Genomic DNA, 26114 nt, shown 5'->3' with positions numbered 1-26114 from the left:
TATGGTGATTGAAATGGCATATACGCAATCTGAATTGTTATTCTTAAAATTAGTTGGTGATCATTTAAAGTTCTATCGATTAGAAAAAGGATTTACACAAGAGGAGCTTTCTGAATCAGCAGGATTTTCTCGGTCCTACTACACAGAAATAGAAAACGGGAAACGAAATGTCTCTATTTTGAACCTTTACAAGCTTGCATCTGCTTTAAACGTACCAGTAAAAGAGCTAATCAATGATGCGAATGCGGAAATAAGTCCGCTTAAAACAAAGTAATTTTAGCGCCTATTCTTCATAATGTAAGCGCTCGTAAAAACATGTCTTTATATCATCATCTTTTATTCCTACATAATGGGCAATAATAACATTCAACAGGCTTCCTTCTTGGGGCCTCTTCTTTAATTACTGTTAAAAAAATCTAGATACTTTCCTCTACCAAATTCCTACTTCTTTTTCCCTCATTATATTTACTTTCCCAACTTTTTTAAGACATAAGATGGATGGACGCATTTAAATTCAATCGCTTATGTTTAATTATGAAAGCACTTTCATTGATAAAAGGGGGGTATATCTAGGATGTATAAAAAGTTTTTATCTATCATTTCCAGCTTATTGTTGCTTATCATAATAATCCCTAATGATGCACTTGGTTTCAATCAGACCTATGAAACAAATCAAAGGGAAATAGTCGTCCCTTCGAAAAAAACGACGCAATATCCATTTCCTTGGGACAAGCCCGGAAGACTGTCACCTGTTCTCCACCCAGGTTCTGCGTCGGGTGCTGGCATGCGAGAAGAGCCGCTACAAGAAATTGATAGCGTTATGGAAGGAATGATTGAGAATGGCACAATGCCTGGAGCAGTGACTCTTGTAGCTCGACGAGGACATATTGTTCAACATAAAGCTTATGGACATAGTTATCTATACAAAGATGATCGCTTTACAGAAGCAGAAGAACCAATTCAAATGAAACGTGACACGATATTTGATCTCGCCTCGATTAGTAAAATATTCACGACAACAGCTGCAATGAAACTTTATGAAGAAGGTTTGTTCGACTTAGATGATCCTGTTGCAGCTTATCTTCCGGAGTTTGCTCATAATGGAAAGGAAGAAGTTACGATTCGTCAGCTCATGACGCATACTTCCGGATTTGCACCGAGCGCACCTGTTTATGATGTAGAGGGAGATCGGGAAACTAAGTTACAATATGTGCTGCGCTATCCTTTAGCTAACACTCCTGGAACAACATATACGTATAGTGATTTGAATATGATTACACTTGGTGTATTAATTGAACGGCTTTCAGGTCTCAGACAGGATGAATATGTAAAAGAAGCTATCATTGAACCATTAGGAATGACAGATACCATGTACAATCCACCAGCATATTTAAAGGAACGAATAGCAGCAACTGAATTTCAACCTTGGACAGGACGAGGGATTGTTTGGGGAACTGTTCACGATGAAAAAGCATGGGCATTAGAAGGGGTTGCTGGACATACAGGTGTTTTTTCCACCGCTTATGATTTAGCTAAGCTCGCACATATGTATGTAAATAAAGGGTCTTACGGTGGAAAGCAAATTTTAAAACCAAGTACGATTGAACTTCTTACTGAAAACCAGCTTCCAAATTTCCCAGGTGATGATCATGGTCTCGGCTGGGAGCTTAATCAAATGTGGTATATGGATGGTCTAACAGATAAAGCTACGATGGGACATACAGGTTATACTGGAACATCAATCGTGGTCAGTCCAAACAACGGAACAATTGCAATCCTTCTAACGAATCGCGTGCATCCGACCCGAAACACGGTTTCTACCAACCCTGCACGCAGACAGCTGGCACAACAGGTCGCAGATGCTATCCCTGTTGCAATGCCTTCTAAAAAAACAAAGGCTTGGTTTTCTGGCTATGGAAGCAATATTGATCATCAGCTCACCACGACCGTTTCCTTGAAGAAAGATGCATTGCTGTCATTTCAGGCCTGGTATCGTACAGAAGAGAATGCGGATATTGGTTATGTGGAAGTTTCCAATGATGGTGATCATTGGTCAACTGTATTAACTTACACAGGAAATAGCAGAGATTGGGAAACCGACCACGTCGTCATTCCAAAGGATACAACGCATATTCGTATTCGCTACCAAACAGATACGTATTACAATGGACGAGGTATCTATATCACAAATACGTCTCTATCCTATGCCTCTGGTCTAAAAGAATGGATTCAATGGAATGCAGACGGCTGGATCGAACGAAATTATTAACAGGAGGGATAAGGCTCTTGAAAAAAACATGGATGACTCTGTTAACTTTAATCTTCGCGTGTATTTCATTTACGTATTTGGTTGCTCAAGATACACCAGCAACGAACGGTAAAGGAAAAAAACAATCTTTCCAGCTTGGTGTAGAAGCTTTATTAAGCGACCAAAAAGATTTAGTTAAAGGAAAGCGAATAGGACTAATTACTAATCCAACAGGTGTTGATCAACAATTAAATAGCATTGTGGATGTTCTTTACAAGGATCCAGAAATCGAATTAACTGCTTTATACGGACCTGAGCATGGTGTCCGTGGTGATGCACAGGCAGGAGAATATGTTGAATACTATATTGATGAACAAACAGGGCTTCCTGTATACAGTTTATACGGGAAAACCCGAAAGCCAACTCCAGAGATGCTTGAAAATGTCGATCTTCTTCTCTTTGATATTCAAGATGTTGGCACTCGATTTTATACGTATATCTATACGATGGCCTATGCCATGGAAGCAGCCCAAGAAAACAATATCCCTTTTGTTGTTTTAGATCGTCCTAATCCTTTAGGAGGTCAAAAAGTAGAAGGTCCTGTACTAGACCCGGCATATAAATCCTTTGTTGGCAACTATCCTATTCCACTTCGACATGGAATGACTGTAGGAGAATTAGCACTCCTATTTAATGAAGCATATGACATTGATGCAGATTTAACGGTAATCCAAATGAACGGATGGAAACGATCAATGGATTACTCGGATACACCACTCTCATTCGTTCTACCATCTCCAAATATGCCTACACTTGATACTGCCTTTGTTTATCCTGGCGCAGCATTAATTGAAGGGACAAATATATCAGAAGGAAGAGGAACTACGAAACCTTTTGAACTAATTGGAGCACCATTTATTAATAGTACAGCTTTTGCTGAGGCAATGAACAATATACACATTCCTGGGGTAAGGTTTCGAGCAGCCTCCTTTACACCAACTTTTTCAAAGCATAGTGGGACATTAAGTCATGGAATTCAAATCCATGTAACGAATAAAAAAGTTTACGATCCTGTTACTACCGGATTGCATATCGTTAAAACATTGCATGATATGTATCCAGACGATTTTCAGTTTAGAGCGGAAAATAGCGCTGGTATTTCATTCTTTGACAATTTGATCGGAAACGGATGGGTTCGAGAGGAAATCGAACGTGGAACATCTGTTGCAGCAATTGAAAAGAGATGGAAAAATGAATTAAAAGCGTTCAAACATCTTCGAAAAGACTATTTATTGTATAGATAGAAGGAAAGATACGAGTGACATTTTTCCTTTTTAAAAAACTAAAGCCTTAACTCTAAATTTCATAGAGTTAAGGCTTTAACTCAACTTTATTGTTTATACACTTTACCTTACATGATAGTCGAACATTGATTAATAACACGTTTTTAGTATTCATTTTCTATTAAAAACTCCATAGAAAATTGTTTCTTTTTAAGCTTTTTATCCTTCCATCCATTGAATCCGAAACTTTTGATCACCAGAAACCCATTGCAGTACACGCAAGTCATCTTCTATGACCCTTCCTATCACATTCACTTTTTCATCAGCTGGCAAATTAGACAATGTAATCTGTAATTCTCCTTGATAACGTCTATAATTCTCATTATCAATTGTGATTGTTCCCCTTGGACGTTCAATACAATTTTCGGGTTTGATTGATTCCTTGCCAATTGATGCATAGTGCCTTGACTCTACTGACCTAATACAATCTCTCGCATTATCCGAACGATTTGTATGCACCCCTGCTACCTTCTGTATTATACTTTTATCTTTTAGCTTAACTGGTTCTGCACGAAGCAATATTTCTCCTTCCCTATATGCTTGAAACTGTTTTAAGCTATCCGTACTAATTTCAATATCGCCTATTATTATTTTCTCTACTTTGCCTCTATTTTTCAGTTCCAAGAATGAAGAAAATGGAGATGCGTTTCGATGCGCTTCAAGAGTAGGCAATGTATTATATAGTGGACCTCTTAATGTATGGTCACCGGGAATAAATGCCATGATAGCTACCCCTTCATCTTTTAACCAACTATTTCTATTTTGAAAATCAGTCCAGCCGAGCCCAGTCTCCGGACGTGGGTAATAATTATGCCATGCTTCAACGTTTTCTACTACTAATCCTTTTTGTTTTAATTCATCTATTAGCTTCGGAGTTATCGTACTTGCATTTAACGCTATTTTCATTTTTTTCGACAAACGAACAATATTTTCCTCTGCCACACCATAATCAATTCGTAACCCTGTTAATCCCCAATCAAGCAATCTCTCAGCATTGCTCCAATCATACCCTAGCGTTTGTAACGAAGCTGGAGAAATATCAGCCATAAGCTCCATTTCCAATTCTTTAGCGAGTAGTCCTAAATCATATAATTGTTTTCTATAAATTGAATGATCATCCTCTGGAATATGAAGGGATGTAAAAATAGATTGAAATCCACATTCCTTCATTTTTCGGATATAAGGAGCTTGGTCACTTATAAGACCATTCCCTAAATACACGGATATCCCTATCACTTCGATAACCTCCTGCGTGAAAAAGAGGGGAATCCCCCTCTTTTTCTTTATACTATATATCTCTTGCCATTTCTTCTTTAAATCCAAATAAATAAGTAAAGAAAAATCCGCCTGCATACGAAATTACTAGTCCTAAGAAGTAAATTACAAATTTCCCATCATCAATTAAAGGGATTAGCGATAGTCCTGACACGCCGATTCCAGTTGCAGCAGTATGCATAACTGCTTGAAATGCTCCACCAAAAGATGCCCCTAGACATGCTGTAATAAATGGACGTCCTAATGGTAATGTTACTCCATAAAGCAGTGGTTCTCCAATACCTAAAAACCCAACTGGTAGTCCCCCTTTAATGATATTTCGCAAACGTTGATTTTTCGTCTTTACATAAATTGCAATTGCTGCACCTACTTGACCTGCTCCAGCCATAGCAAGGATTGTTAGTAAGGCCGTATTACCATACGTATTTATAAGTTCTAAGTGAATTGGTGTTAGTCCATGATGTAAGCCAACCATTACCAACGGAAGGAAGAACCCTGCTAAGACTGCTCCAGCAACTAGTCCGCCTACTTCTATTAATGCAGTTAATCCTTTTGTAATTCCATCCGATATAACACCTGCCACTGGCATAACCGCATACAAGGAAACAATACCTACAATTAATACGGTAAATAAAGGAGTAAAAATAATGTCTACTGCTGCAGGAATCACTTTACGTACACGTTTTTCAACAAAGCTCATGAGCCATGCTGCAAAAATCACCCCAAACAATCCGCCTCGGCCAGCAACAAGTGGCTCTCCATATATGGTTATATCTGCTAGCATCGGATTAAATAAGAACATACCTGCAATTGCACCGAGAACTGGCGTTCCGCCGAATTCTTTGGCAGTATTCCAACCAACAAGTATTGCTAGATAAGCAAAGATACCGCTTCCAAGTAAAAGCAAAATTTGCATCCATGTTTCCTCAGGACTTACTCCAGCGTTTTTTGCAAAGTTGGCTCCTCCATTAATGATACCGGAAGCAACAAGACCAGGAATAAGTGGTATGAATATATTCCCAATTCTTCTTAGAAAATTTTTAAATGGCGTTTTGTTTTTTTGTTTCATATTGTGATGTTGCAAAGCTGCTTTTTCTTCAAAGGTTAGATTGTCTAATTCTGGCTCAGCATCTTCTCCAACACCTAACCCAGTTATTTGACTCATTTCTTCAGCAACACGGTTAACTGTACCAGGACCAATTACAATTTGAAGTGTTTCGTCTACAACTACTCCCATCACTCCGTCTACTTTCTTCAGCTCATCGTAATTAGCTTTCGAATCGTCTTTTAATGATAATCTGAGTCTGGTCATACAGTGAGTGATTCGTTGTATATTTCCTTTGCCTCCTACCTGTTCTAATATGTCTGTAGCCATTTTCTCTTCTTTTCTCATTTCTACCCCTCCTTATTTGGATAACGCCTTACGAACAAAACCATTCGCTTGTTTGATTTTTCGCTGTGCTTCCACATTGGAACATTGTAGTAGAATCATAACAATTGCTGTTTTAACGTGATGATTGGATTTTTCATAGTACGCATTTGCTGTCTCGTAATCGACATCAGTTGCATCCATAATGATTCGTTTAGATCTTTCCTCTAGTTTTTGATTGGTAGGTTTAAGATCAACCATTAAATTTTGATATACTTTTCCTATTCCAATCATCGAAGCGGTGGAGATCATATTTAACACCATTTTTTGTGCGGTCCCAGCTTTTAATCTAGTAGAACCTGTTAATACTTCTGGTCCTGTTTCTAGTTCAATTGAAACCGTTGCAAACTCACTCATTTTCGCCTCCTTATTACAAGATATGCTGATGGTGTTAGAATTTTTCTCGTTTGCATATTTTAAAGCACCTATAACATAGGGCGTTCTCCCACTAGCAGCAATTCCAATAACAGTGTCATTTTCAGAAAGATGGATATCTTTTAAATCCGTTACTCCCAGTTCCTCATCATCTTCTGCACCTTCAACCGCAACAGTAAACGCTTTCATTCCTCCCGCAATTAAACCTTGAACCATCTCAGATGGGGAACCGAATGTAGGAACACATTCTACGGCATCAAGAACACCTAATCTTCCACTAGTTCCCGCGCCTACATAGATTAATCTACCACCCTTGTTAAAGGATTGGATAACAGCATGAACTGCTTTTTCAATATGTGATAGCTGCGTTTTTACAACGTTGGAAACCTTTGCATCTTCTTCATTCATTGCAACTAAAATCTCATATACAGACATTTCATCTAAATGAGTAGTAGCGTTATTTCTCTTTTCTGTCCCGAGCTTTTCTAACATATGAACCGCTCCTCCTTTCCTTTCTATCTATTTTCATTCTACAAGAATTTGAAATTAAAAGTCAATATTATATGTGTATTTTATGAAATAAAATTTCATTTATGTTAAAATTTTTACCTCCTTAGTTTCACCATTTCTTCTCTAGCTTCTTGATATTGTTCAATAACGCCTTTTCCAATGCTATTAAACAAACTAATATATAAGCTATCGATAACGGTCAATTGTGTCATCCTAGAAGTGATGCTCCCAACTCTAAAATCTTTTTCAACAATAGGGGTTGCAAGTCTAATATTTGCTTTTTTATAAAGGCTAGATTTGTTTATATTGGTTATTGCTATTAATGTTGCTCCTTTTTTTTGTGCGAACTGTGCAAGATCAAGCACATCCTTTGTTTCCCCCGACATACTGATTGCTACAAAAACATCTTGATCGGTCAAATAAGGAATAAGCGAAAGCATATAGTGAAAGTCTTGACTAAACTCCGCACTAAATCCAAGCTTAGTAAATTTATATATAGCATCCATTGCGGCAATGGATGAACCGCCTACACCAAAAAAAATAATTTTGCGCGCTTTTTTTAATACATGAACTGCACGCTCTAATTCTTTTTTTTCTAAAGAACTGGAAAGTAAATCAATTGCTCCTCTATTTACGTGGACTACTTTTTGAAATAATTCGTACGGAGAATCCTTTTTTTGAATAATGGAAAAGTCAGTAATATATTCTTCATTCGTTACTAGTTCCTGCGCTAATGCAATTTTAAATGATTTAAAGCTACCGATTCCGATTGCTTTTGCAAAACGAATAACACTCGCTTCACTAACATTTGCTTTATTTGCTAATTCCTTTGTAGTTATATTTGGAATAAGCTCTGCATGCATCAATATATATGCTGCAATTTTTTTCTCCGTTTTAGAAAAGATTGTCATTCTTTCTTTTATTCTTGACAATATACCTTCTGCCATTTTATAACATCCTCTTATCCTTTTTTGATGATACGTTCATTTATTTTATCATGTAAGAACGAAAATATATAATATGATTCTATTTATTGTTGAATTACTTCCAAAACTTGATTCACAAAATCTTTACAGCTCGCAATATCAGCTTCCTTTGGTTGTAAGTTAACCTTCAACGTTTGTGGCATTAAGTTACACTTTTTGTTCTGTAAAAGGTCATAAACTAAATCAATTGCAGCACCATAAGTATCATAAAATGAATCGGCTGAACCAAAAACTGCAAACACAGGACCACTTAAATCGCATCTATCTAATTCTTCTAGAAAATCCTCCATCTCATAAGGGGATTCCCCATTATTCCATGTATACGTTCCAATTAAAACTGCATCATATGTTGTAAACGATTCTTTACGTAGTCGATAAAAATCAATCATCTGCATTTCTACTTCACAATTATTCGCTTTTAAATGGGCTTCCATCACTTCTGCCATTTGTTCCGTACTTCCTGTAGTACTTGTATATAGAATAAGGAATTTACGCATCATACCCCTCCTTTTAGGCGCCAAAAAAGCTAAACCACCAGGCTTAGCTTTTCTATAACACTTTATTGATTTTTTTTACGGAATCACGATAAATAATTTGATGTGGGATAATGATTCGCTTTGCAGGTTCTCCTTTATTCAACGTCTTTTCAATTAATGCTTTAGCGGAGTACGCTCCCAAATCATAAATGTTAACATCAACGGTAGTTAAAGACGGACTTGTGATTTCCGAGAGATATACATTGTTAAAGCTAACGAGTGAAATATCGTCCGGAACAGAGCATTTGAATTCCTTTAGCATACTGAGCACACCAAGACTAATTAAATCGTCACTCACAACAATAGCTGTTGGTCGATCACGAAGCGAGAACAAATTCCCTACTGCTTCACGTCCTCCTGATTCCAAAAATTCCGTATGAATTTTATATTCTTGTGAGCTAACAAGACCTGCCTGCTTTAATGCAGCTTCATAGCCTGCTTCCCGATCCATTGTTACAAATAAATCAGTGGAACCACCGATAAACGCAATTTTTTGATGGCCTTGCTCAATTAAATAATTCGTTATTTCTTTTCCTGCCCGAAAATTATCATTATCGACGTGGGTAATTTCTTGTTCATGCTCATAAGGCTTCCCGACAATAACAAAAGGAAAGTCTTGCTGATGCAGAAATTTCATTAACCGATCATCCACACGAGAATAAAGTAGGATTAACCCATCCACGTAGCTTCCGTAAACCATTCGTTGTACTTCTTCAAAAATCTCTTCTTCCGTTTCACCAGTAGATAATGACAGCGAATATTGCATTTCATGGATAACTGAGCCAATTCCCCGTAATATTTCTGGAAAAAACGGATTTTGTAACGCTTTATTTGTAGATGAAGGCATTATTACGCCAATCGCTTTCGTTGATTTCACAACCAAGTTACGCGCGTTAATATTCGGATGATATCCTAATTCCTTCATTACCTTTCGTACTTTCTTTTTTGTTTCTAAGCTTATTCTAGAATTATCCGCAATTACTCTCGAAACCGTAGAGGGGGATACTCCACTGGCCTTTGCTACATCTTTAATGGTTACCATACATCCACCCCCTACCCTTCAATTAAGTAATCATTATACAAGTGTTATCACAGGATTACCTTTGCATTTTTCCCCATTTATTATAACATGCTGTCCTTCTTTTCGCCCTACTAACATTAGATTTATTTCATGGTATGGTGGTATATATGCGCCACTTTTTTCTACTGATAAAGTAATACGCTCAGCTGTAGAACGAATGTCTATATTTAGCTGTAAATAGTCTCCATTTTCAAAAGCAAATGTTTCGCCATCATCATCATAATACGTAAATTGATAGCTATCACCATCTTCTCCAGCAAACACATGTAACATTAATGTCTTATATGCTTTTTCTTTATTTGATTCCCACACCGTTTGCATAATAGCTGAGCCACGTTTCACAAAAATTGGTAACTTATCAAGTGCTGCATGGATAAGATGTGTTTTGTTTCCTTCATAGGTTGTACCTGTTTCCACATCGATCCACATCCCAGCTGGGAAATATACCGCGCGATCTGTAACGGATGGCATCATAATTGGCGCAATCATTACATTATCTCCAAGCATAAACTGATCATTAATATTATACGTTTTCTCATCGCGTGGAAACTCCATAAGTAATGGTCGCATTACAGGGAGTCCAGTTTTACTCGCCTCATAAAACAATGAGTAAAGCTGTGGCATCCATTCATACCGCATGCGAATATACTTTTTAATAATCGCTTCATACTTTTCTCCAAATTGCCACGGCTCTTGATAACGGAAGCCGATTGCAGAATGGTTGCGGAAGTAAGGTGTAAACGCCCCAACCTGTGTCCAGCGTGTAAGCAGTTCTGCATTTGTATCATGTGCAAATCCACCTACATCAGGACCAGCAAATGGAACGCCCGATATTCCAAGGTTCATAATCATCGGCAAAGCCATTTGCAAATGCTCCCAAAAGCTTCGATTATCACCAGTCCACACTGCTGCATAGCGTTGCACACCAGCGTAGCCTGCTCGCGTAAGCAAGAATGGGCGTTTACCTTCTAACTGTTCTTTTAATCCTTCATATGTTGCCTGTCCCATTAAAAAGCCATATACATTGTGCAGCTCGCGGTGTGTTGTTGGATTCCCATCGTTACGGTGCATGACATTTACATCCATTGTCTTTGTTTCATTAAAGACAGCCGGCTCATTCATATCATTCCAAATACCTTCGATGCCCATCTTCGTGTAAAAAGCATGCTTTTCTCCCCACCATTTACGTGCTTTCTCATCGGTAAAGTCAGGAAAGGCACTTACACCAGGNCCAAATACCTTCGATGCCCATCTTCGTGTAAAAAGCATGCTTTTCTCCCCACCATTTACGTGCTTTCTCATCGGTAAAGTCAGGAAAGGCACTTACACCAGGCCACACCTCGCCAAAGTAAATATCTCCTTCAATATATTTACAGAACAGATCCTGATTCACGCCTTCTTGATAAATAGGATATTCTGCGTCCTTCTTCACTCCTGGGTCAACAATTGGAACGACTCGAATTCCCATCTCACGCAAATCAGTGATTAGCTTTTCCGGATTTGGAAACCGATCCTGATCAAAGGTAAATACGCGATACCCATTCATGTAATGGATGTCCAAATGGATAACATCAAGCGGAATATCCCGAGCGATAAATTGGTCTGCTAGCTCACGAACCTCTTCCTCTGTTTCATAGCTATAGCGTGACTGATGATAGCCAAGTGCCCATTTGGGAGGAAGCGGCATTCTTCCAGTAAGATAGGTGTACTGTTCTAGTACCGTCTTAGGCTCTGGTCCTGCAAACACATAGTAATCCAGCTGTCCACCCTCTGCTTTAAACGAATAATACGACTCATGGGAACCCATATCAAAAAAAGTTCGATACGTATTATCAAAAAAGATCCCATGTGCACTTCCTTCGCGCAGCGTCATAAAATAAGGGATCGACTCATATAACGGATCGGTTTCAGGATTATGTGGTGCATACACATCTGAATTCCACATTTCATATTTTTCACCTCGTTTATCAAGGTGACCCGTCTTCTCACCAAATCCATAGAAATGGTCCTTTTCTTGTAATGCTTTATATGCGATTACTTCCCCGTTTGCTTTCGAACCCATTCCAAGCGCTGCTTCTGCAACTAGATGACGTCCATTTTGGTCCGTTATTAAAATGCGAAAAGGCGCTTTTTGAATATGAAGACGTAATCGATTTGTTTCCAGCTTATATTCCTTCACATCTTCTGTTTCCTTTACAGCCACCTTTTGCGGTTGTGCAATCACTGCTTTTGACACTTCCATGCGGGGGGCCGAGAGAGGATTCATGACAATTCTTACGATATCATCACGATAAAAACGAATTGCTACTTCTCCACCCTCACAATGAAATAAATGATAATCTGCTTTCTTTCCAACCGTTAGAAGCTTTCCAATATCTGAAAAAGCTTGATTTCTTGTTCCATTCTCTTTTTCAGGGTGAATTGCAAAGCTAGTATCCTCAAGCATGATGTGTACCTCCTGCAAAATATTCTGTTGTATCATCATGTACCTTCAATTTCTTTAATGACTCATCCTTTTGTAGCTCCAGAGGTTAACCCAGAAATTAAATAACGCTGCAAAAGTAAAAACACTAATGCGATTGGCACAGCTATCAAGATTGCTCCAGCCGCAAAACGTGTGAAATTCGTAGAGAATTGATCATTTATAAAATTAAACAGCCCTAATGCTAAGGTGAAGTTTTCTGGACTTGTTAATACAATTCTTGGTAGCAAAAAGTCCATAAATGGCGCCATAAAATTAAAGAGCGCGACAACTGCGAGTATTGGCTTTGCTAACGGAAGCATAATCGTCCAAAAAATACGTAAATGGCCAGCTCCATCTATCTTTGCCGCTTCATCTAATTCTTTCGGAATCGTATCAAAATAACCTTTCACAAGCCACGCATTAAACGGTATTTGTCCACCTAAATAAATGATTAATAATCCCCATAATGAATCGGTTAATCCGATTGTATTTAACAAAATATAAAGTGCTACCATCCCCATTAATGCAGGGAACATTTGCAGCAGTAAAAACATGTATAGTCCATATTTTCTACCAATAAACTTATAACGAGAAAACGCATACGCAATTAAAGAAGTAATAACAACCGAACCAAATGCATTTAGAACTGCGACAAACAAGCTATTTTTATACCAAATTAAATAGTCGCTTCGCGGATTCGTAAATAACCATTTATAATGCTCTAAAGTTGGATTCTCCGGAAACAAATCCGTAACTAGCATATTTGTCCCTGGATTTAAGCTCATCATAATCGCCCAAAAAAGCGGATAACCGATAATGATAAACATCACGATAAAAAACAAATAGATGAACGTCACTTCAATTTTTGATTTGGTTTTTCGATTCATTGCCATTAGTAACGTCCCTCCTCTTTAAAGGCTGCTGTTTTTCGGAATTGAAAAAATGCAAATACAGATATGAGTAATCCCATAATGATCGTAACTGCCGCTGCCATGTTGTAATTGTTTGTTTCAAATGTCAGCTTATAAACCCATGAAATTAAAATATCTGTGCCTCCTGCATTTTGTCCGCGTACTGCTGGATCTCCCTCATTAAATAAGTAGATGATATTAAAGTTATTAAAATTACCAGCATACTGCATTATTAGAAGCGGGGCTGTCGCGTATAAAAGATGTGGAAACGTAATGTGTCGAAATTTTTGCCATCTGGATCCACCATCTACATCTGCAGCTTCATACATATCTGCTGGAACACTTTGGAGCACACCTGTAAACAAGGCAAAAACAAACGGAAATCCAAGCCATGTTTGAATCATTATTAATGCAGTCTTAGCCCAAAATGGATCAGATAGCCAGGGAATCATGACATTAATTTGACTCAACAAATCCCGATTAATCGCTCCAAAGGTAGGATTAAATAAAGCAGAAAAGATTAGTATGGAAACAAATGCTGGTACGGCCCAAGGCAAAATAAGAATGGTTCGAATCGTTCGTTTGAATTTTACCCGTTTGTCATTCACTAATATTGCAAGGAATAAACCAAGCGTGATTTGTAGTGTCGTTGCAACAATAGTCCAAACGATCGTCCAGGTAAAAACATTTAAAAATGTATTTTTCCATATTCCTACTTTCATAAGCGCGGTAAAATTATCGAATCCTACCCAATTCAATAGATTTCGAGGTGGTGCATTATACTGATTATAATCAGTAAAAGCGAGGGTTAGCATAAATAATAAAGGCAGTACGACAATAAAAATTAGCATGACAAGTCCTGGTAAAATCATAAAATACGGGAAGCCGCGATCATAGAAACTTGTAACCCCTTTTAACAGCGTCTGCTTTGGTACGCCATTTTCACGAGAGATAGCTTCCTTTCGCGCGTCCATAATATTAAAGATGTAGATAGATACACCAAAGACGAGGACAATTAAAGCGATTAATCCTTGTAACAAAAGTTGAATTGAATGGTGTTCTCTAGGGATCGTCCCTAAAGTAAATAGCCCCCATATCCCTATGTCAATGTAATCCCAAGTCGCGACTAAAAATGATATCGCAATAACAAAGAATAGAAATGCTTTTAATATTCGACGATTGTATAACTGGCCAAGCCCTGGGAAAATAATAGATAGCAAGGTTGCAAGATTTCGAGGTCTACTCATACCGCCCTTCCTATTCACTTTATCGTTATCCATGCGCGTTTCCTCCTAAGCGTGCAATTGAAAATTGGTGAATGCTTCTCTAGCTAAAATAAGAGGTATGAGGGCGTTCGCCCCCATACAATTACAAATATATTCTCTATTACTTGGCTCCAGACGCTTCAATTTGATCGTGAATTGTTTGCACCGCTTCTGCTAAAACCTCTTTTACAGGCTCGCCCTTTGAAATAAAGCTAAGCGCATCATTGATCGGATCCCATACCTGTTGCATTGCTGGCACACTTGGCATCGGTTCACCATACGTTGTTTGCTCTGCAAATGCTGCAAATATTGGATCCTCTGAAATCACTGGATTCTCCAATGCATCATTACGAGGAGGCATTTCACCTGCAACATCATAGTATGTCATCGCATTTTCTTTATTTGTAATAAATTTCATTAGATCCTGTGCCCACTCTTTATTTTCAGAGTAGTAGGATAGCATGTATGACTTAACCCCAACAAATGATTTGGCATGCTCACCATTATCTAGAATTGGAAGTGGGACAGTTCCTAAATCATCACCGAGCGCATCCTTATATTCACGTACCATCCAAGGTCCATTCAATACAGTGGATACTTTTCCTTCTTTAAATAGTCCATTCATAATATCTGGTGTTAAATCTTGTGGAATATAGCCATTGTTAAACCATGATTGAACTAAGTTTCCACCTTTTATAGCCCCTTCATTATTAAGACCAATATCTGAAATATCATATGTTCCATCATTATTTGCAAATACATAAGCACCGTTACCGGAGAAGAATGGATACACAAAATAGAAATTTGCAGCTTCCATTAAAAATCCATATTTGTCTTGACTAGCATCTGTATCTTTTTCTGCGATTTCCATAATCGCTTCCATAGTTGTTGGCTCTTCTTTCACTAATGCTTTATTGTAATACATTGCATATGTTTCAATTACAGCCGGGATGCCCCAATAATCGCCATCATATGTGACCGCATCAAGTGCAGTATCTGTGTATTCGCTTTCAGAATCTCCGAAATCAACCGGCTCCACTAAGCCACGCAATACAAGGTCTCCAATTCGATCATGTGGTTGAAAAATAATATCTGGACCGTTTCCTGCTGGACCTTCAACATCTAGCTTTTCTACTTGATCAAGCATATCGACCGGAACAAGATCCACCTTAATTCCTGTTTCTTCTGTGTACTTTTCTGTAATCTGTTTAACAGCTTCTTCTTGCTTTTCTTCTGCATTCACCCATAAAAGAAGCTTTTCAGGTTTTTCTGGCATATCCCCAGCTTTTTCCTCATTCGCCTTATCATCAGAACCATTCGATTCCTCTGCCTCATCAGGACCACATGCAGTTAATAATCCAATCGCAAGTATAAATACTAAGAAAAAACTAAACCACTTCTTCAATTAAATAACCTCCCCTAATTTTTTCTTTACATGAATGCGCACATTTTGCGAAAACGTTTGCACAATCCACTTAATAGTTATTATACATCGTTTATTAATTTTTTCAAGCAAATAATTTAAATTAATTATATTGTTATAACAACATCGTTAACGCTTACATTTTCTTTAGATTACTGCTATACTAAAAAAGACAAACAGTACTATCGACTTCCTTATATTGTATTTATTTAGTTTAATAGCGCAAACGATTGTCTAAAGGAGAGAGAGCTATGATTAAAGAAGCAATCTACCATCGTCCAAAGGAAAATTGGGCATATGCCTATAATGAAACAACCTTACATATCTTTTTAAGAACAAAACGAAATGATGTCGATGCTGTAGCATTGGTGTACGGTGATCCATACATATGGAATGAAGGAAAATGGTTATATGAAACCATTGCTATGAAAAAATCTGGTTCGACAGATTTATACGATTATTGGTTTGTTGCGGTACAGCCAGAATTTAGAAGGATGCGCTATGGCTTCCGATGTAGTGATCAAACAGAAACACTTTATTACACAGAACGTGGCTGGTTTCCAACGGCTCCAACTGATACGGCCTTTTATTTTTGCTTTCCTTATATGAATAAGGCTGATCTGTTTGCAGCTCCAACTTGGGTTAAAAACACCGTTTGGTATCAAATTTTTCCTGAACGCTTTGCCAACGGGGATTCTTCCAACGATCCAGCCGGAACCTTACCATGGGGAAAAGTAGAACCTACACCTACTAATTTTTTTGGTGGAGACTTTCAAGGGGTTATCGATCATTTGGATTACTTAGTGGATTTGGGGATTACTGGCCTTTATTTCACTCCTATATTTAAAGCGAAATCCAATCATAAATATGATACGATTGACTACTTTGAGATTGATCCGCAGTTTGGAGATAAAGAAACATTTCGAACGCTTGTAGAGGAATGCCATCAGCGCGGCATAAAAGTGATGCTTGATGCAGTATTTAATCATAGCGGCTTTTATTTTGAGCCTTTTCAGGACGTATTAAAGAACCAACAAGCATCCGATTATCAGGACTGGTTTCATCTATGGAATTTCCCAGTAGGGACAAAACCAAAACCAAACTACGATACGTTTGCCTTTGAAGCAACAATGCCAAAGCTAAACACAGCTAATGAGCAAGTAAAGCAATACTTGCTAAAGGTGGCGAGGTATTGGATCGAGGAGTTTGATATAGATGGTTGGCGGCTAGATGTTGCAAATGAAGTAGATCACTCTTTTTGGCGTGCATTTCGGGATGAGGTAAAACGAGTCAAACCAGAGGCCTATATTTTAGGTGAAATATGGCATGATGCAATGCCATGGCTGCTTGGTGATCAATTTGATGCGGTGATGAACTATCCATTCACAACCAATGTGATCGACTTTTTTGCCTCCGAGCAGATCTCGGCAAGCCAATTCGCAAACAACATTACTGACGTGTTACATCAATATCCTGCCCATGTTAATGAAGTTGCCTTTAATTTACTTGATAGTCATGACACGCCTCGAGTTCTCACACTAGCAAATGGAAATATAGAGCGTGTGAAGCTTCTTTACTTATTTCAAATGACTTTTGTTGGCACGCCATGCATTTATTATGGAGATGAAATCGGTATGGCGGGCGGACAGGACCCTGGCTGCCGTGCATGTATGGTTTGGGATAACTCAAAGCAAAATCAACCATTATTCCAATTTGTAAAAGCACTCATTCAACTTCGAAAAGATCAGCCAGTTTTGGCGAATGCTGGAAGCTTCCATTTCTCGTTGACAGATGATTCTTCACAAGTAATTGCCTATGAACGAAAATCACAATCGGAAAGGTTTGTTATTTTTATTAATAACAGCAGCGACGCTAAAACCATCCAAACACCCTACAGTGGGTTTTTTCAGGAAATCTACTTTAAAGACAATGCTTTTGTTGAGCAGTCTTTAGAGTTAGCAGCGCAATCGACCTTGCAAATGCCGGCATATGGATTCCGAATGTTGAAACAGAACCAATAATGGAGAGAAAGGACGTTTTACATGAGTAACCAATGGTGGAAGGAAAGTGTAGTTTATCAAATATACCCTCGTAGCTTTCAAGACTCAAATGGAGATGGTATCGGTGATATTCGCGGAATTATTTCTCGACTTGATTATTTAAAAGAGCTTGGAATTGATGTAATATGGCTATCACCAGTGTATCAATCTCCAAATGATGATAATGGATATGATATTAGTGACTATAAAGCAATCATGGACGAGTTTGGTACGTTAAAAGACTGGGAGGAAATGCTTGCCGAGATTCATAAGCGTGGTATGAAGTTAATTATGGATTTAGTCATTAATCACACTTCTGATGAGCACCCTTGGTTCATCGAAGCGCGCAAAGATAAAGAAAATCCTTACCGAGATTATTATATTTGGCGTCCTGGTAAAAATGGCAAAGAACCGAATAACTGGGAAGCAGCCTTTAGCGGTTCTGCTTGGCAGTACAGTGCAGAAACAGATGAATATTATTTACATTTATTTTCTAAAAAACAACCGGATTTAAACTGGGAAAACAAAAACGTTCGACTGGAATTGTATGATATGATGCGATGGTGGCTCGATAAAGGCATTGATGGATTTCGGATGGACGTCATCAATTTCATTTCCAAGGACCCAGCGTTACCAGACGGAGAAGCTGTTTCTGGCAAAAAGTACGCTTCTGGTCATGCGTATTTTATGAATGGTCCAAAGGTCCATCCCTATTTACAAGAAATGCATGAACAGGTCTTAGCCAAGTACGATGTCATGACGGTTGGAGAAATGCCTGGAGTTACACCTGAGGAAGGAAAGCTTTATACAGCAGAACATCGTAAGGAATTGGACATGGTTTTTCATTTTGAGCATATGGATATTGACTCAGGCCCCGGTGGTAAATGGGACTTGAAAGCATGGTCACTCGTTGAATTAAAACAAATTCTATCAAAATGGCAGCTAGCTCTCGCAGACGAAGGCTGGAATAGTCTGTATTGGAATAACCATGATCAACCACGTATTGTATCCCGATTTGGAAATGACGCAGAATATCGGGAGAAAGCTGCTAAAATGCTAGCAACTACCCTCCACTTCATGAAGGGAACCCCTTATATATACCAAGGGGAAGAAATCGGTATGACAAACGTATCCTTTGAATCAATTGATGATTATCAGGATATCGAAACAATCAATATGTATCATGAAAAAATTGCTAATGGCAGCGATCCAAACGAGGTTCTCAGGGCAATCCATCAAAAATCAAGGGACAATGCCCGTACACCAATGCAGTGGGATAAAAGCCAGCATGCCGGCTTCACGAGGGGAAATCCTTGGATTCAAGTAAATCCTAATTATAAGGAAATTAACGTGCAAGCTGCAAGAAATGATCCGAACTCCATCTTTCATTATTATCGCAAGCTCATTCAACTGCGGAAAAAGATGCCGATCATGACGCATGGATCGTATCAGCTACTCCTGCCAAACCATGATGCGATTTTCGCCTATGTTCGAGAATGGCAGGGTGAGTATTTACTCGTGCTTAGCAATTTTAGTAAGGAGCATGTATCGATAACCCTTCCTAAGGAGCAGTGGATGGAGAAAAAAGCCAAGCTCATTATAAGCAATGATAGTGACCATTGCAGTTTAGTGGAAATGCTTGAACTTCAGCCATATGAATCAATAGTATACCATCTTAGTTAAGTGGGTGAACAAAGTAAACATCGATCGTATAGTGCGAAACAAGACTACACGATCGATTTCTTTTTGCAAGCAGTGTTTTATTTTCAAAATGCTAAAATAGTCCAATCGCTGCAATAACAGATCCTGTAGCTTGAATCCAGCTTCCAACTAAAATGAACGTTTTCCCTTTTTGCTTCATTTCTTTACCATCCTTCAGCTCATACCTCGCACCAATTGCTTGAATGGAATTTCCTATCGTTTGCAACACATTCCCTAGAATAATAATAATTTGTTCCTCTGATTCTCTGCGTTCAAAATCAACAACAGATATAATGCCTCCACCAAGCGCCTGAAGTAGATTCCCATTAATAACTAGGACATCTTTTATTTCAGAATCATTGTCTGCTAAATATCCCGTAAATACAGTGACATTACCAATCGCTTGGATTTCATTGGCAATTTTATTTAATGAAAGCTCTCCATTCGCTTGCAAGGCATTTCCCGAAGCTTGCAGCACGTTCCCCCAAAGGTCAAGGTCATTTCCCATTTCCTTGGATATTAGTTTAGATGGGGTTACCCCAATTGCAGCGATGACCGTACCGGTGGCCTGAATCCAGGATCCAATCACCTCTTTTACAGCCCGATTGACCATGTTACCACCTGATTAAAAGCATTCTTATATAAATGATATTCGAGCATACGAAAGAAGGTTAAGGAAAAAGCTAAAAACGGGCAGCTAAGTAGGGATTCTTGATCGAATTTGGGTGATTCTTGATCGAGTTGGGGTGATTCTTGATCGAATTTGGGGGGGCTTGATCGTTTGGAGCTCTTTCTTGATCGAATTGGGGTGGTTCTTGATCGAGTTGGGGCATTTCTTGATCGTTTGGGGGTGATTCTTGATCGTTTGGAGCTCTTTCTTGATCGTTTGAGGGCTTTCTCGATCGAATTCGGGCACTTCTTGATCGTTTGAGGCACTTTCTTGATCGTTTGGGGGTGATTCTTGATCGATTTGAGCTACTTCTTAATCGTTTGGAGGTACAAAACTACGGACCATAGATTCAATTTGATTAAAAAAAATATTTTCAGTTATACTAGTAGACATAGGTAAGGTACATCCTTTCTGGTTTTTGTGGTGATTAACTAGAGGATTTACCTTATCTTTTTGTTTTATACTTCTTTACACAAGATATTGTACGTCATCCTTTCTCGATCGAATTCGGGCACTTCTTGATCGTTTGGGGCACTTTCTTAATCGTTTGGGGGATTTCTCGCTCGAGTTTGGAGGTTCTCGCTCGAGTTCCCGATCCCCTCTCTCAACTCATGCGCTCCTGCCTTTTTCAATTGCTACAATCATTTCTTTCCAGTAAGATAAAATCACGATAAACGAAGCGGGTGATATGAATTGGCTCTAAATCAATTAATAAATGAAAAATCTCCATATTTACTTCAGCACGCCGACAATCCAGTCCACTGGTATCCTTGGGGAGAGGAAGCTTTTCTCAAAGCAAAAACAGAAAATAAGCCTATCTTTCTTTCAATCGGCTATAGCACTTGCCATTGGTGTCATGTGATGGCACATGAATCCTTTGAGGATGAAGAGGTAGCAGCTCTATTAAATAAATATTATATTTCTATCAAGGTCGATCGAGAAGAACGTCCAGATGTAGATTCTATTTATATGAAGGTTTGTCAAATGATGACCGGTCATGGAGGGTGGCCGTTAACCATTGTTATGACACCGGATAAAATCCCCTTTTATGCAGGAACATATTTTCCGAGAGAAAGAAAGCACGGGCTACCCGGAATAATGGAGGTACTCACACAGCTCCACCATAGCTATGTAGAAAATCCAAAACGAATTACGAAGATAACGGAACAAGTACAACAAGCCTTAGCACAAACAGTTCAAGAAAAAAGCGGAAAACGGCTATCCATCGAAACAGCTGATCTTGCCTTTCAACAGCTTAAAAAGCAATTTGATCTAACACATGGCGGATTTGGTTCAGCTCCAAAATTTCCTCAGCCTCAAAACCTATTGTTTCTATTACGGTATGCGCACTTTACCGGAAACAAAACCGCGCTGCAAATGGTGGAACGAACGTTGGAGAAAATGGCTGCGGGTGGCATTTATGATCAAGTCGGCTTTGGCTTTTCAAGGTATGCAACCGATGAAAAATGGCTCATTCCGCATTTCGAAAAAATGCTTTATGATAATGCCCTTTTATTAATGGTGTATACGGAAGCATACCAGATTACGAAAAAGACAGATTATCAAAAAATTGCCGAACAAATCGTGGCGTTTGTGATGCGCGAAATGACCGATCAGAAGGGAGCTTTTTACTCAGCTATTGATGCTGATTCAGAAGGGGTAGAGGGTAAATATTACGTATGGAAGGATGAAGAAATATTCGATATCCTTGGTGAAGAGCTTGGTCAATTATATGCCGATGCTTTTAACATAACGCCATTCGGAAATTTCGAGGGGGCAAACATTCCTAATCAAATCGGTATTTCTATGGAAAAGGTTGCCCAGCAGCATGGTTTAACCGTCGATGCACTGAATGAAAAGCTTACATTTGCACGTCGCCAGCTTTTGCAAGCAAGAGAAAAAAGAGTTTATCCACACGTCGATGATAAAATTTTAACTGCATGGAATGGACTAATGATTGCTGCGCTTGCGAATGCTGGAAAGGTTTTTAATGAATCCTCCTATACAAAGGCAGCAGAAAATGCACTTCATTTCGTTGAGCAAAATCTCTTCCTAGACGAGCGGCTTTTCACACGCTATCGTGATGGAGAAACAAAGCACAAAGCATATTTAGATGATTATGCCTTTCTAGCATGGGGATATATCGAATTATACAATGCCACCTATACTCCTTGCTATTTAGCAAAGGGAAAAGATTTACTTTATTCCATGATCGATTTATTTTGGGACAAGGATAATGGCGGGTTCTTTTTTACTGGAAAAGACGGCGAAAGCTTAATTGCCAAGGATAAAGAAGTATATGATGGTGCATTGCCATCAGGGAATAGTGTAGCTGCAGTAATACTTGTACGCATGGCGCACCTTACTGGGATATCGACTTTTTTAGAATGTGTGGATGAAATGTACGATACGTTTTATGCTGATTTACATCTTAATCCATCAGCGAGCGCATTTTTCATGCAAACCATCCTGTTGACCGAATCTGCATCAAAGGAGATTATTCTTCTCGGGAAAAAGACAGATCCCAATAGAATAAAATTTTTCCGTGATTTTCACCAAACCTTCTTACCTGAAGCTTCAATTTTAGCAGCTGAAAGCATTACGGAATTAGAGAATATCGCACCATTCACGGTAAATTATCCTGAATTAAACGATCAAACGACGATTTATATTTGTGAAAACTTTGCCTGCCAAGCACCTACGACGGATGTTAACAAAGCAATCGGTCAGCTCATACGAAATAATGAAATGAAATAGCGAAACACTTGAAAAACAGCTATAATTAAAGCAGTAGTATGTAAAAAGGAGAAAAAAACAATGGTGAAAGTAAAAATGAATGTTCAAACTGCCTATCATGGCGACTTATTGCGTGAAGGAAAAGTGTATGAGGTGGATGAGGAAACAGCAAAGCGGTGGCTTGCCAGTAAGCTTGCTGAGAAGGTAACAGAAGAATAAAATTCGAACCTAAAATAGCGTTATATAAGAAGAAATCCCGCTTTCATAGAGAGCGGGATTTCTTCTTTGTTCGTTTTCATGTAACTTCTATCGATTGGCAAAGAAGGCTTCTGCCTTTTCCAAGTATACTTCTTGATCAGGGGTTAAATCATATTCTTCCTCAATTGCATCTACAGGACACACTGCTTTACAGGCAGCACAATCGATACAAATATCTGGATCTATATAAAATTGATCCGGGCCCTCTTCAATGCAGTCAACCGGACATACACTGACACATTCAGCAGCTTTTTCCTGCCGGCATGGATCTAATATAACAAACGCCATGAAATTGTTCCCTCCCTAAATGATAACATTATTATACCCTTCCATGATATACGATAAGGGCGTCGTTCGTAAACCGCTTTGTTCTAAGGAATGTTAAACATGCCCATCATAAATGCACTGTTAGAAATAGCGCTACGCTAGATTATAAGTATGCTAACTTCTTTCACATACATCAAAAATCAATGCTACTTCAAATTTTTTCTTTTCCTGTTATTTTTTAAGCTTAGCCAATTGTTCAGCCAAAGCATTATTTTTAAAGCCATCATCCTGCTTTTTTAAATACTTATTCACATCTTTTTTCGAAACTTTCCCTTTTTTCTCTTGTTCTTTTCGTTTATTAAAGGTGGAGAGTTTTTCACGATGGCCACACTTACAAAGAAACATCTTCCCTTCTCCTTCGCCGCGAAGCTCCATTCGTTTATGACAATTTGGACAACGCGCATTCGTTACCTTGGCAATATTCTTTTTGTTCCCACAGGAGCGATCCTGACATACGAGCATCCGCCCATTCCTGTTCTTTACTTCAAGCATTAGCTTGCCACAATCCGGGCATTTCGTCCCTGTTATGTTATCATGCTTAAACGTCTCACCACTTGATTGGATTTCCGTAACAACTTCTTTTGTATAAGCTTGAATCTCCGCAATAAAGCGTTTTTTATCCAGCTTTCCTTCTGCAATTTTGCTCAGCTTTTGCTCCCATTCTGCGGTTAAAGCTGGTGAACGTAATTTTTCTGGAACGAGATCAAGCAATTGCTTTCCTTTCGATGTTAAATAAATGTACTTCCCCTTCATTTCCATCATGGCACTATGAAAGAGCTTGTCAATGATATCTGCTCTTGTTGCAACCGTACCGAGACCACCTGTTTGGTTTAATGTTTTTGCTAAGTGCTTTTCATCATTACTCATGTAACGGGAAGGGTTTTCCATCGCTTGAAGCAAGCTTCCTTCTGTAAACCGTTCGGGAGGCTTTGTTTCTCCAGTTGTAAGATGTAGCTTAGCAACCGTCAGTTCATCACCTTTATTTAAGGAGGGTAACTGTTGTTCATCGATTGCCTCATCTTCTGTAAAGCGATCATCATAGATTGCCTTCCAGCCTTTTGAAATGACGTTATTTCCTTTTGCAGTAAAGGTCTCGCTGCCTAGCTTTGCGAGGATTGTCGTTTGCTCATATTCATAAGGCGCGGACAATACAGCTAAAAATCGTTTAACTACAAGGTCATATATTTTCCGTTCCTGATCGCTCAAATCCTCTAAAATGACAGACTCTTCTGTTGGGATAATGGCATGGTGATCGCTTACTTTGGCATTATCTACAACCGATTTGGGTAGCTTCCAATCCTTTCGCTTGAGCACTCGCTGTGCCGCTTTTGCATATTGATCAACGCCACACGCATTGACTCGTTCCTTTAATGTTGGCACAATATCCGTAGAGATAACGCGTGAATCTGTTCGTGGATACGTGAGCACTTTATGCTGTTCATAAAGACGTTGCATCAAGTTTAAGGTTTGCTTTCCTGAGAATCCAAATATTCGATTGGCATCCCGTTGTAGTTCTGTTAAATCATATAACTGTGGTGCATGCTTGTTCTTATGCTTCTTTTCTATATTTTCGATTACTGCTTTCTTTCCAGTGACCTGATTGACAATATCCTCTGCTTTGTTTTTTGCAAACGTGCGATGATTTCCCTTTTCATCCTGCCACGTTAATGTAAAGCCCTTATTCGTTTTTGCTTGAATACCGTAGAAAGACCGCGGCTGAAAACTACGAATTTCTTCTTCTCTAGCAGCAATCATGGCTAGTGTGGGTGTTTGCACACGTCCACTTGAAAGCTGTGCATTAAATTTCGTTGTTAACGCTCGGGTTGCATTTAAACCAACATACCAGTCAGCTTCTGAACGCGCTACTGCTGATGCATATAAATTTTCATATTGTGAAGCCGGCTTTAATTTGCGAAATCCATCTTGAATCGCTTTATTCGTAACTGACGAAATCCATAATCGTTTTACAGGCTTTTTCACACGCGCTTTTTCTATTATCCAGCGCGCCACAAGCTCTCCTTCTCTTCCTGCATCTGTAGCAATAACGATATCCGATACATCATTACGATTTAATTGCGTTTTTACCGTATTAAATTGCTTGCCTGTTTTTTTAATGACAATCGTCTTTAAACGCGGTGGAAGCATCGGTAAATCCTCTAGTCGCCACGTTTTATATTTATCATCATATACCTCTGGGTCTGCAAGTGTAACAAGGTGTCCTAGTGCCCATGTTACGATATATTGTTTTCCTTCAAAATAGCCGTTTCCCTTTTTCGTGCATTGAAGCACTTTAGCGATATCACGACCAACAGAAGGCTTTTCTGCTAATACAACTGTTTTACTCATGTTTAAAAATCCTCTCTTTCAAAACATATCTCTATAAATGTAACACAAATTCCACACTGCTTGAATTCTTCTCTATTTTCATCTAGTACAATAGCTCTATTTGTTGCCCTTACGCAAAAAAATGATTGATCCGCCCAAACACAAGACCATCCTCTCCCATACAATAGTTAGCAATTAAAGAAAGTAAAAGT

General features: G+C 38.7%; 20 protein-coding genes and 1 pseudogene. 7 read left to right on the top strand and 14 right to left on the bottom strand.

Translation table 11 applies throughout. The features are described 5' to 3' along the window. Nucleotides 1-13 precede the first annotated feature (13 nt). From QBK89_RS01410 to QBK89_RS01400, 3 genes are all read left to right on the top strand, one after another. Nucleotides 14-274 carry a helix-turn-helix domain-containing protein gene (locus QBK89_RS01410; RefSeq protein ID WP_284139215.1) on the top strand — a complete coding sequence of 87 codons (261 nt, stop codon included), beginning with the start codon at nt 14-16 and terminating at the stop codon, nt 272-274. A gap of 300 nt (nt 275-574) precedes the next feature. Next, nucleotides 575-2269, top strand: a complete 1695-nt coding sequence (locus QBK89_RS01405) for a serine hydrolase domain-containing protein (RefSeq protein WP_284139214.1) — start codon at nt 575-577, stop codon at nt 2267-2269. A gap of 17 nt (nt 2270-2286) precedes the next feature. Beyond that, on the top strand, nt 2287-3552 hold the full coding sequence (locus QBK89_RS01400; RefSeq protein ID WP_284139213.1) for an exo-beta-N-acetylmuramidase NamZ family protein: 1266 nt from the start codon (nt 2287-2289) through the stop codon (nt 3550-3552). A gap of 198 nt (nt 3553-3750) precedes the next feature. Here the strand turns inward: QBK89_RS01400 and QBK89_RS01395 are convergent, their stop codons facing one another. The 11 genes and pseudogenes from QBK89_RS01395 to QBK89_RS01345 all read right to left on the bottom strand — a co-directional run bounded on the left by QBK89_RS01395 (nt 3751) and on the right by QBK89_RS01345 (nt 15828). After that, nucleotides 3751-4827 (bottom strand): DUF871 domain-containing protein, encoded by a 1077-nt coding sequence (locus QBK89_RS01395; RefSeq protein ID WP_284139212.1) that lies wholly within the window; start codon nt 4825-4827, stop codon nt 3751-3753. Nucleotides 4828-4879: 52 nt separating this feature from the next. Then, nucleotides 4880-6259 (bottom strand): PTS transporter subunit EIIC, encoded by a 1380-nt coding sequence (locus tag QBK89_RS01390; RefSeq protein WP_284139211.1) that lies wholly within the window; start codon nt 6257-6259, stop codon nt 4880-4882. A gap of 12 nt (nt 6260-6271) precedes the next feature. Further along, a complete protein-coding gene (gene murQ, locus QBK89_RS01385; protein WP_284139210.1) occupies nt 6272-7162 on the bottom strand; it encodes an N-acetylmuramic acid 6-phosphate etherase in 891 nt (296 codons plus the stop codon). A 113-nt stretch (nt 7163-7275) separates the two neighbouring features. Next, entirely contained in the window at nt 7276-8127 is an 852-nt protein-coding gene (locus QBK89_RS01380) for a MurR/RpiR family transcriptional regulator (protein WP_284139209.1), read from the bottom strand. 83 nt (nt 8128-8210) lie between these two features. Further along, nucleotides 8211-8666: a flavodoxin domain-containing protein gene (locus QBK89_RS01375; RefSeq protein ID WP_284139208.1), complete on the bottom strand. Its 456-nt coding sequence runs from the start codon at nt 8664-8666 to the stop codon at nt 8211-8213. 49 nt (nt 8667-8715) lie between these two features. Continuing rightward, nucleotides 8716-9744: a LacI family DNA-binding transcriptional regulator gene (locus QBK89_RS01370; RefSeq protein ID WP_284139207.1), complete on the bottom strand. Its 1029-nt coding sequence runs from the start codon at nt 9742-9744 to the stop codon at nt 8716-8718. Nucleotides 9745-9777: 33 nt separating this feature from the next. Beyond that, a pseudogene (locus QBK89_RS01365) lies at nt 9778-11013 on the bottom strand (glycoside hydrolase family 31 protein); the annotation flags it as partial. After that, nucleotides 10991-12229, bottom strand: coding sequence for a TIM-barrel domain-containing protein (locus QBK89_RS01360; protein ID WP_349774614.1), 1239 nt, complete (start codon nt 12227-12229; stop codon nt 10991-10993). The pseudogene QBK89_RS01365 and the gene QBK89_RS01360, both read right to left, overlap by 23 nt. 62 nt (nt 12230-12291) lie before the next feature. After that, complete coding sequence (locus QBK89_RS01355) at nt 12292-13134, bottom strand: sugar ABC transporter permease (protein ID WP_284139288.1); 843 nt, start codon at nt 13132-13134, stop codon at nt 12292-12294. Between the two features lie 5 nt (nt 13135-13139). After that, nucleotides 13140-14438: a sugar ABC transporter permease gene (locus QBK89_RS01350; RefSeq protein WP_284139206.1), complete on the bottom strand. Its 1299-nt coding sequence runs from the start codon at nt 14436-14438 to the stop codon at nt 13140-13142. Nucleotides 14439-14544: 106 nt separating this feature from the next. Next, a complete protein-coding gene (locus tag QBK89_RS01345; protein WP_284139205.1) occupies nt 14545-15828 on the bottom strand; it encodes a sugar ABC transporter substrate-binding protein in 1284 nt (427 codons plus the stop codon). A 269-nt stretch (nt 15829-16097) separates the two neighbouring features. On the opposite strand from QBK89_RS01345, the gene QBK89_RS01340 reads away from it, so the two are divergent. Both QBK89_RS01340 and QBK89_RS01335 read left to right on the top strand, forming a co-directional pair. Then, on the top strand, nt 16098-17867 hold the full coding sequence (locus QBK89_RS01340; protein ID WP_284139204.1) for a glycoside hydrolase family 13 protein: 1770 nt from the start codon (nt 16098-16100) through the stop codon (nt 17865-17867). Between the two features lie 21 nt (nt 17868-17888). After that, the gene (locus QBK89_RS01335) at nt 17889-19568 is read left to right on the top strand and encodes a glycoside hydrolase family 13 protein (RefSeq protein WP_284139203.1); all 1680 of its coding nucleotides are present in this window, start codon (nt 17889-17891) and stop codon (nt 19566-19568) included. 91 nt (nt 19569-19659) lie between these two features. Here QBK89_RS01335 and QBK89_RS01330 read toward each other — a convergent pair whose 3' ends face one another. Further along, nucleotides 19660-20199: a DUF6944 family repetitive protein gene (locus QBK89_RS01330; protein ID WP_284139202.1), complete on the bottom strand. Its 540-nt coding sequence runs from the start codon at nt 20197-20199 to the stop codon at nt 19660-19662. 750 nt (nt 20200-20949) lie between these two features. On the opposite strand from QBK89_RS01330, the gene QBK89_RS01325 reads away from it, so the two are divergent. Together QBK89_RS01325 and QBK89_RS01320 are read left to right on the top strand one after the other, a co-directional pair. Continuing rightward, the gene (locus QBK89_RS01325; RefSeq protein WP_284139201.1) at nt 20950-23013 is read left to right on the top strand and encodes a thioredoxin domain-containing protein; all 2064 of its coding nucleotides are present in this window, start codon (nt 20950-20952) and stop codon (nt 23011-23013) included. A 60-nt stretch (nt 23014-23073) separates the two neighbouring features. After that, nucleotides 23074-23211 (top strand): hypothetical protein, encoded by a 138-nt coding sequence (locus tag QBK89_RS01320; RefSeq protein WP_284139200.1) that lies wholly within the window; start codon nt 23074-23076, stop codon nt 23209-23211. 87 nt (nt 23212-23298) lie between these two features. Here QBK89_RS01320 and QBK89_RS01315 read toward each other — a convergent pair whose 3' ends face one another. Then, a complete protein-coding gene (locus QBK89_RS01315) occupies nt 23299-23538 on the bottom strand; it encodes an indolepyruvate ferredoxin oxidoreductase subunit alpha (RefSeq protein ID WP_284139199.1) in 240 nt (79 codons plus the stop codon). Between the two features lie 210 nt (nt 23539-23748). Then, the gene (locus tag QBK89_RS01310; protein WP_284139198.1) at nt 23749-25923 is read right to left on the bottom strand and encodes a DNA topoisomerase III; all 2175 of its coding nucleotides are present in this window, start codon (nt 25921-25923) and stop codon (nt 23749-23751) included. Nucleotides 25924-26114 lie beyond the last annotated feature (191 nt).

Origin of the sequence: Virgibacillus sp. LDC-1 (genome assembly GCF_030137545.1) — a bacterium.
Classification (GTDB): Bacteria; Bacillota; Bacilli; order Bacillales; family Amphibacillaceae; genus LDC-1.
Note: the sequence above shows the minus strand (reverse complement) of the source record. Positions and strands in the feature narration are given on the sequence as shown.

What these genes read in the sequence shown, in the direction of transcription:
- QBK89_RS01405 (WP_284139214.1), top strand. Translation starts at nt 575, where the DNA reads ATGTATAAAAAGTTTTTATCTATCATTTCCAGCTTATTGTTGCTTATC.
- QBK89_RS01410 (WP_284139215.1), top strand. Translation starts at nt 14, where the DNA reads ATGGCATATACGCAATCTGAATTGTTATTCTTAAAATTAGTTGGTGAT.
- QBK89_RS01375 (WP_284139208.1), bottom strand. Translation starts at nt 8,666, where the DNA reads ATGATGCGTAAATTCCTTATTCTATATACAAGTACTACAGGAAGTACG.
- QBK89_RS01330 (WP_284139202.1), bottom strand. Translation starts at nt 20,199, where the DNA reads ATGGTCAATCGGGCTGTAAAAGAGGTGATTGGATCCTGGATTCAGGCC.
- QBK89_RS01380 (WP_284139209.1), bottom strand. Translation starts at nt 8,127, where the DNA reads ATGGCAGAAGGTATATTGTCAAGAATAAAAGAAAGAATGACAATCTTT.
- QBK89_RS01310 (WP_284139198.1), bottom strand. Translation starts at nt 25,923, where the DNA reads ATGAGTAAAACAGTTGTATTAGCAGAAAAGCCTTCTGTTGGTCGTGAT.
- QBK89_RS01320 (WP_284139200.1), top strand. Translation starts at nt 23,074, where the DNA reads ATGGTGAAAGTAAAAATGAATGTTCAAACTGCCTATCATGGCGACTTA.
- QBK89_RS01340 (WP_284139204.1), top strand. Translation starts at nt 16,098, where the DNA reads ATGATTAAAGAAGCAATCTACCATCGTCCAAAGGAAAATTGGGCATAT.
- QBK89_RS01335 (WP_284139203.1), top strand. Translation starts at nt 17,889, where the DNA reads ATGAGTAACCAATGGTGGAAGGAAAGTGTAGTTTATCAAATATACCCT.
- QBK89_RS01355 (WP_284139288.1), bottom strand. Translation starts at nt 13,134, where the DNA reads ATGAATCGAAAAACCAAATCAAAAATTGAAGTGACGTTCATCTATTTG.
- QBK89_RS01390 (WP_284139211.1), bottom strand. Translation starts at nt 6,259, where the DNA reads ATGAGAAAAGAAGAGAAAATGGCTACAGACATATTAGAACAGGTAGGA.
- murQ (WP_284139210.1), bottom strand. Translation starts at nt 7,162, where the DNA reads ATGTTAGAAAAGCTCGGGACAGAAAAGAGAAATAACGCTACTACTCAT.
- QBK89_RS01315 (WP_284139199.1), bottom strand. Translation starts at nt 23,538, where the DNA reads ATGGCGTTTGTTATATTAGATCCATGCCGGCAGGAAAAAGCTGCTGAA.
- QBK89_RS01370 (WP_284139207.1), bottom strand. Translation starts at nt 9,744, where the DNA reads ATGGTAACCATTAAAGATGTAGCAAAGGCCAGTGGAGTATCCCCCTCT.
- QBK89_RS01350 (WP_284139206.1), bottom strand. Translation starts at nt 14,438, where the DNA reads ATGGATAACGATAAAGTGAATAGGAAGGGCGGTATGAGTAGACCTCGA.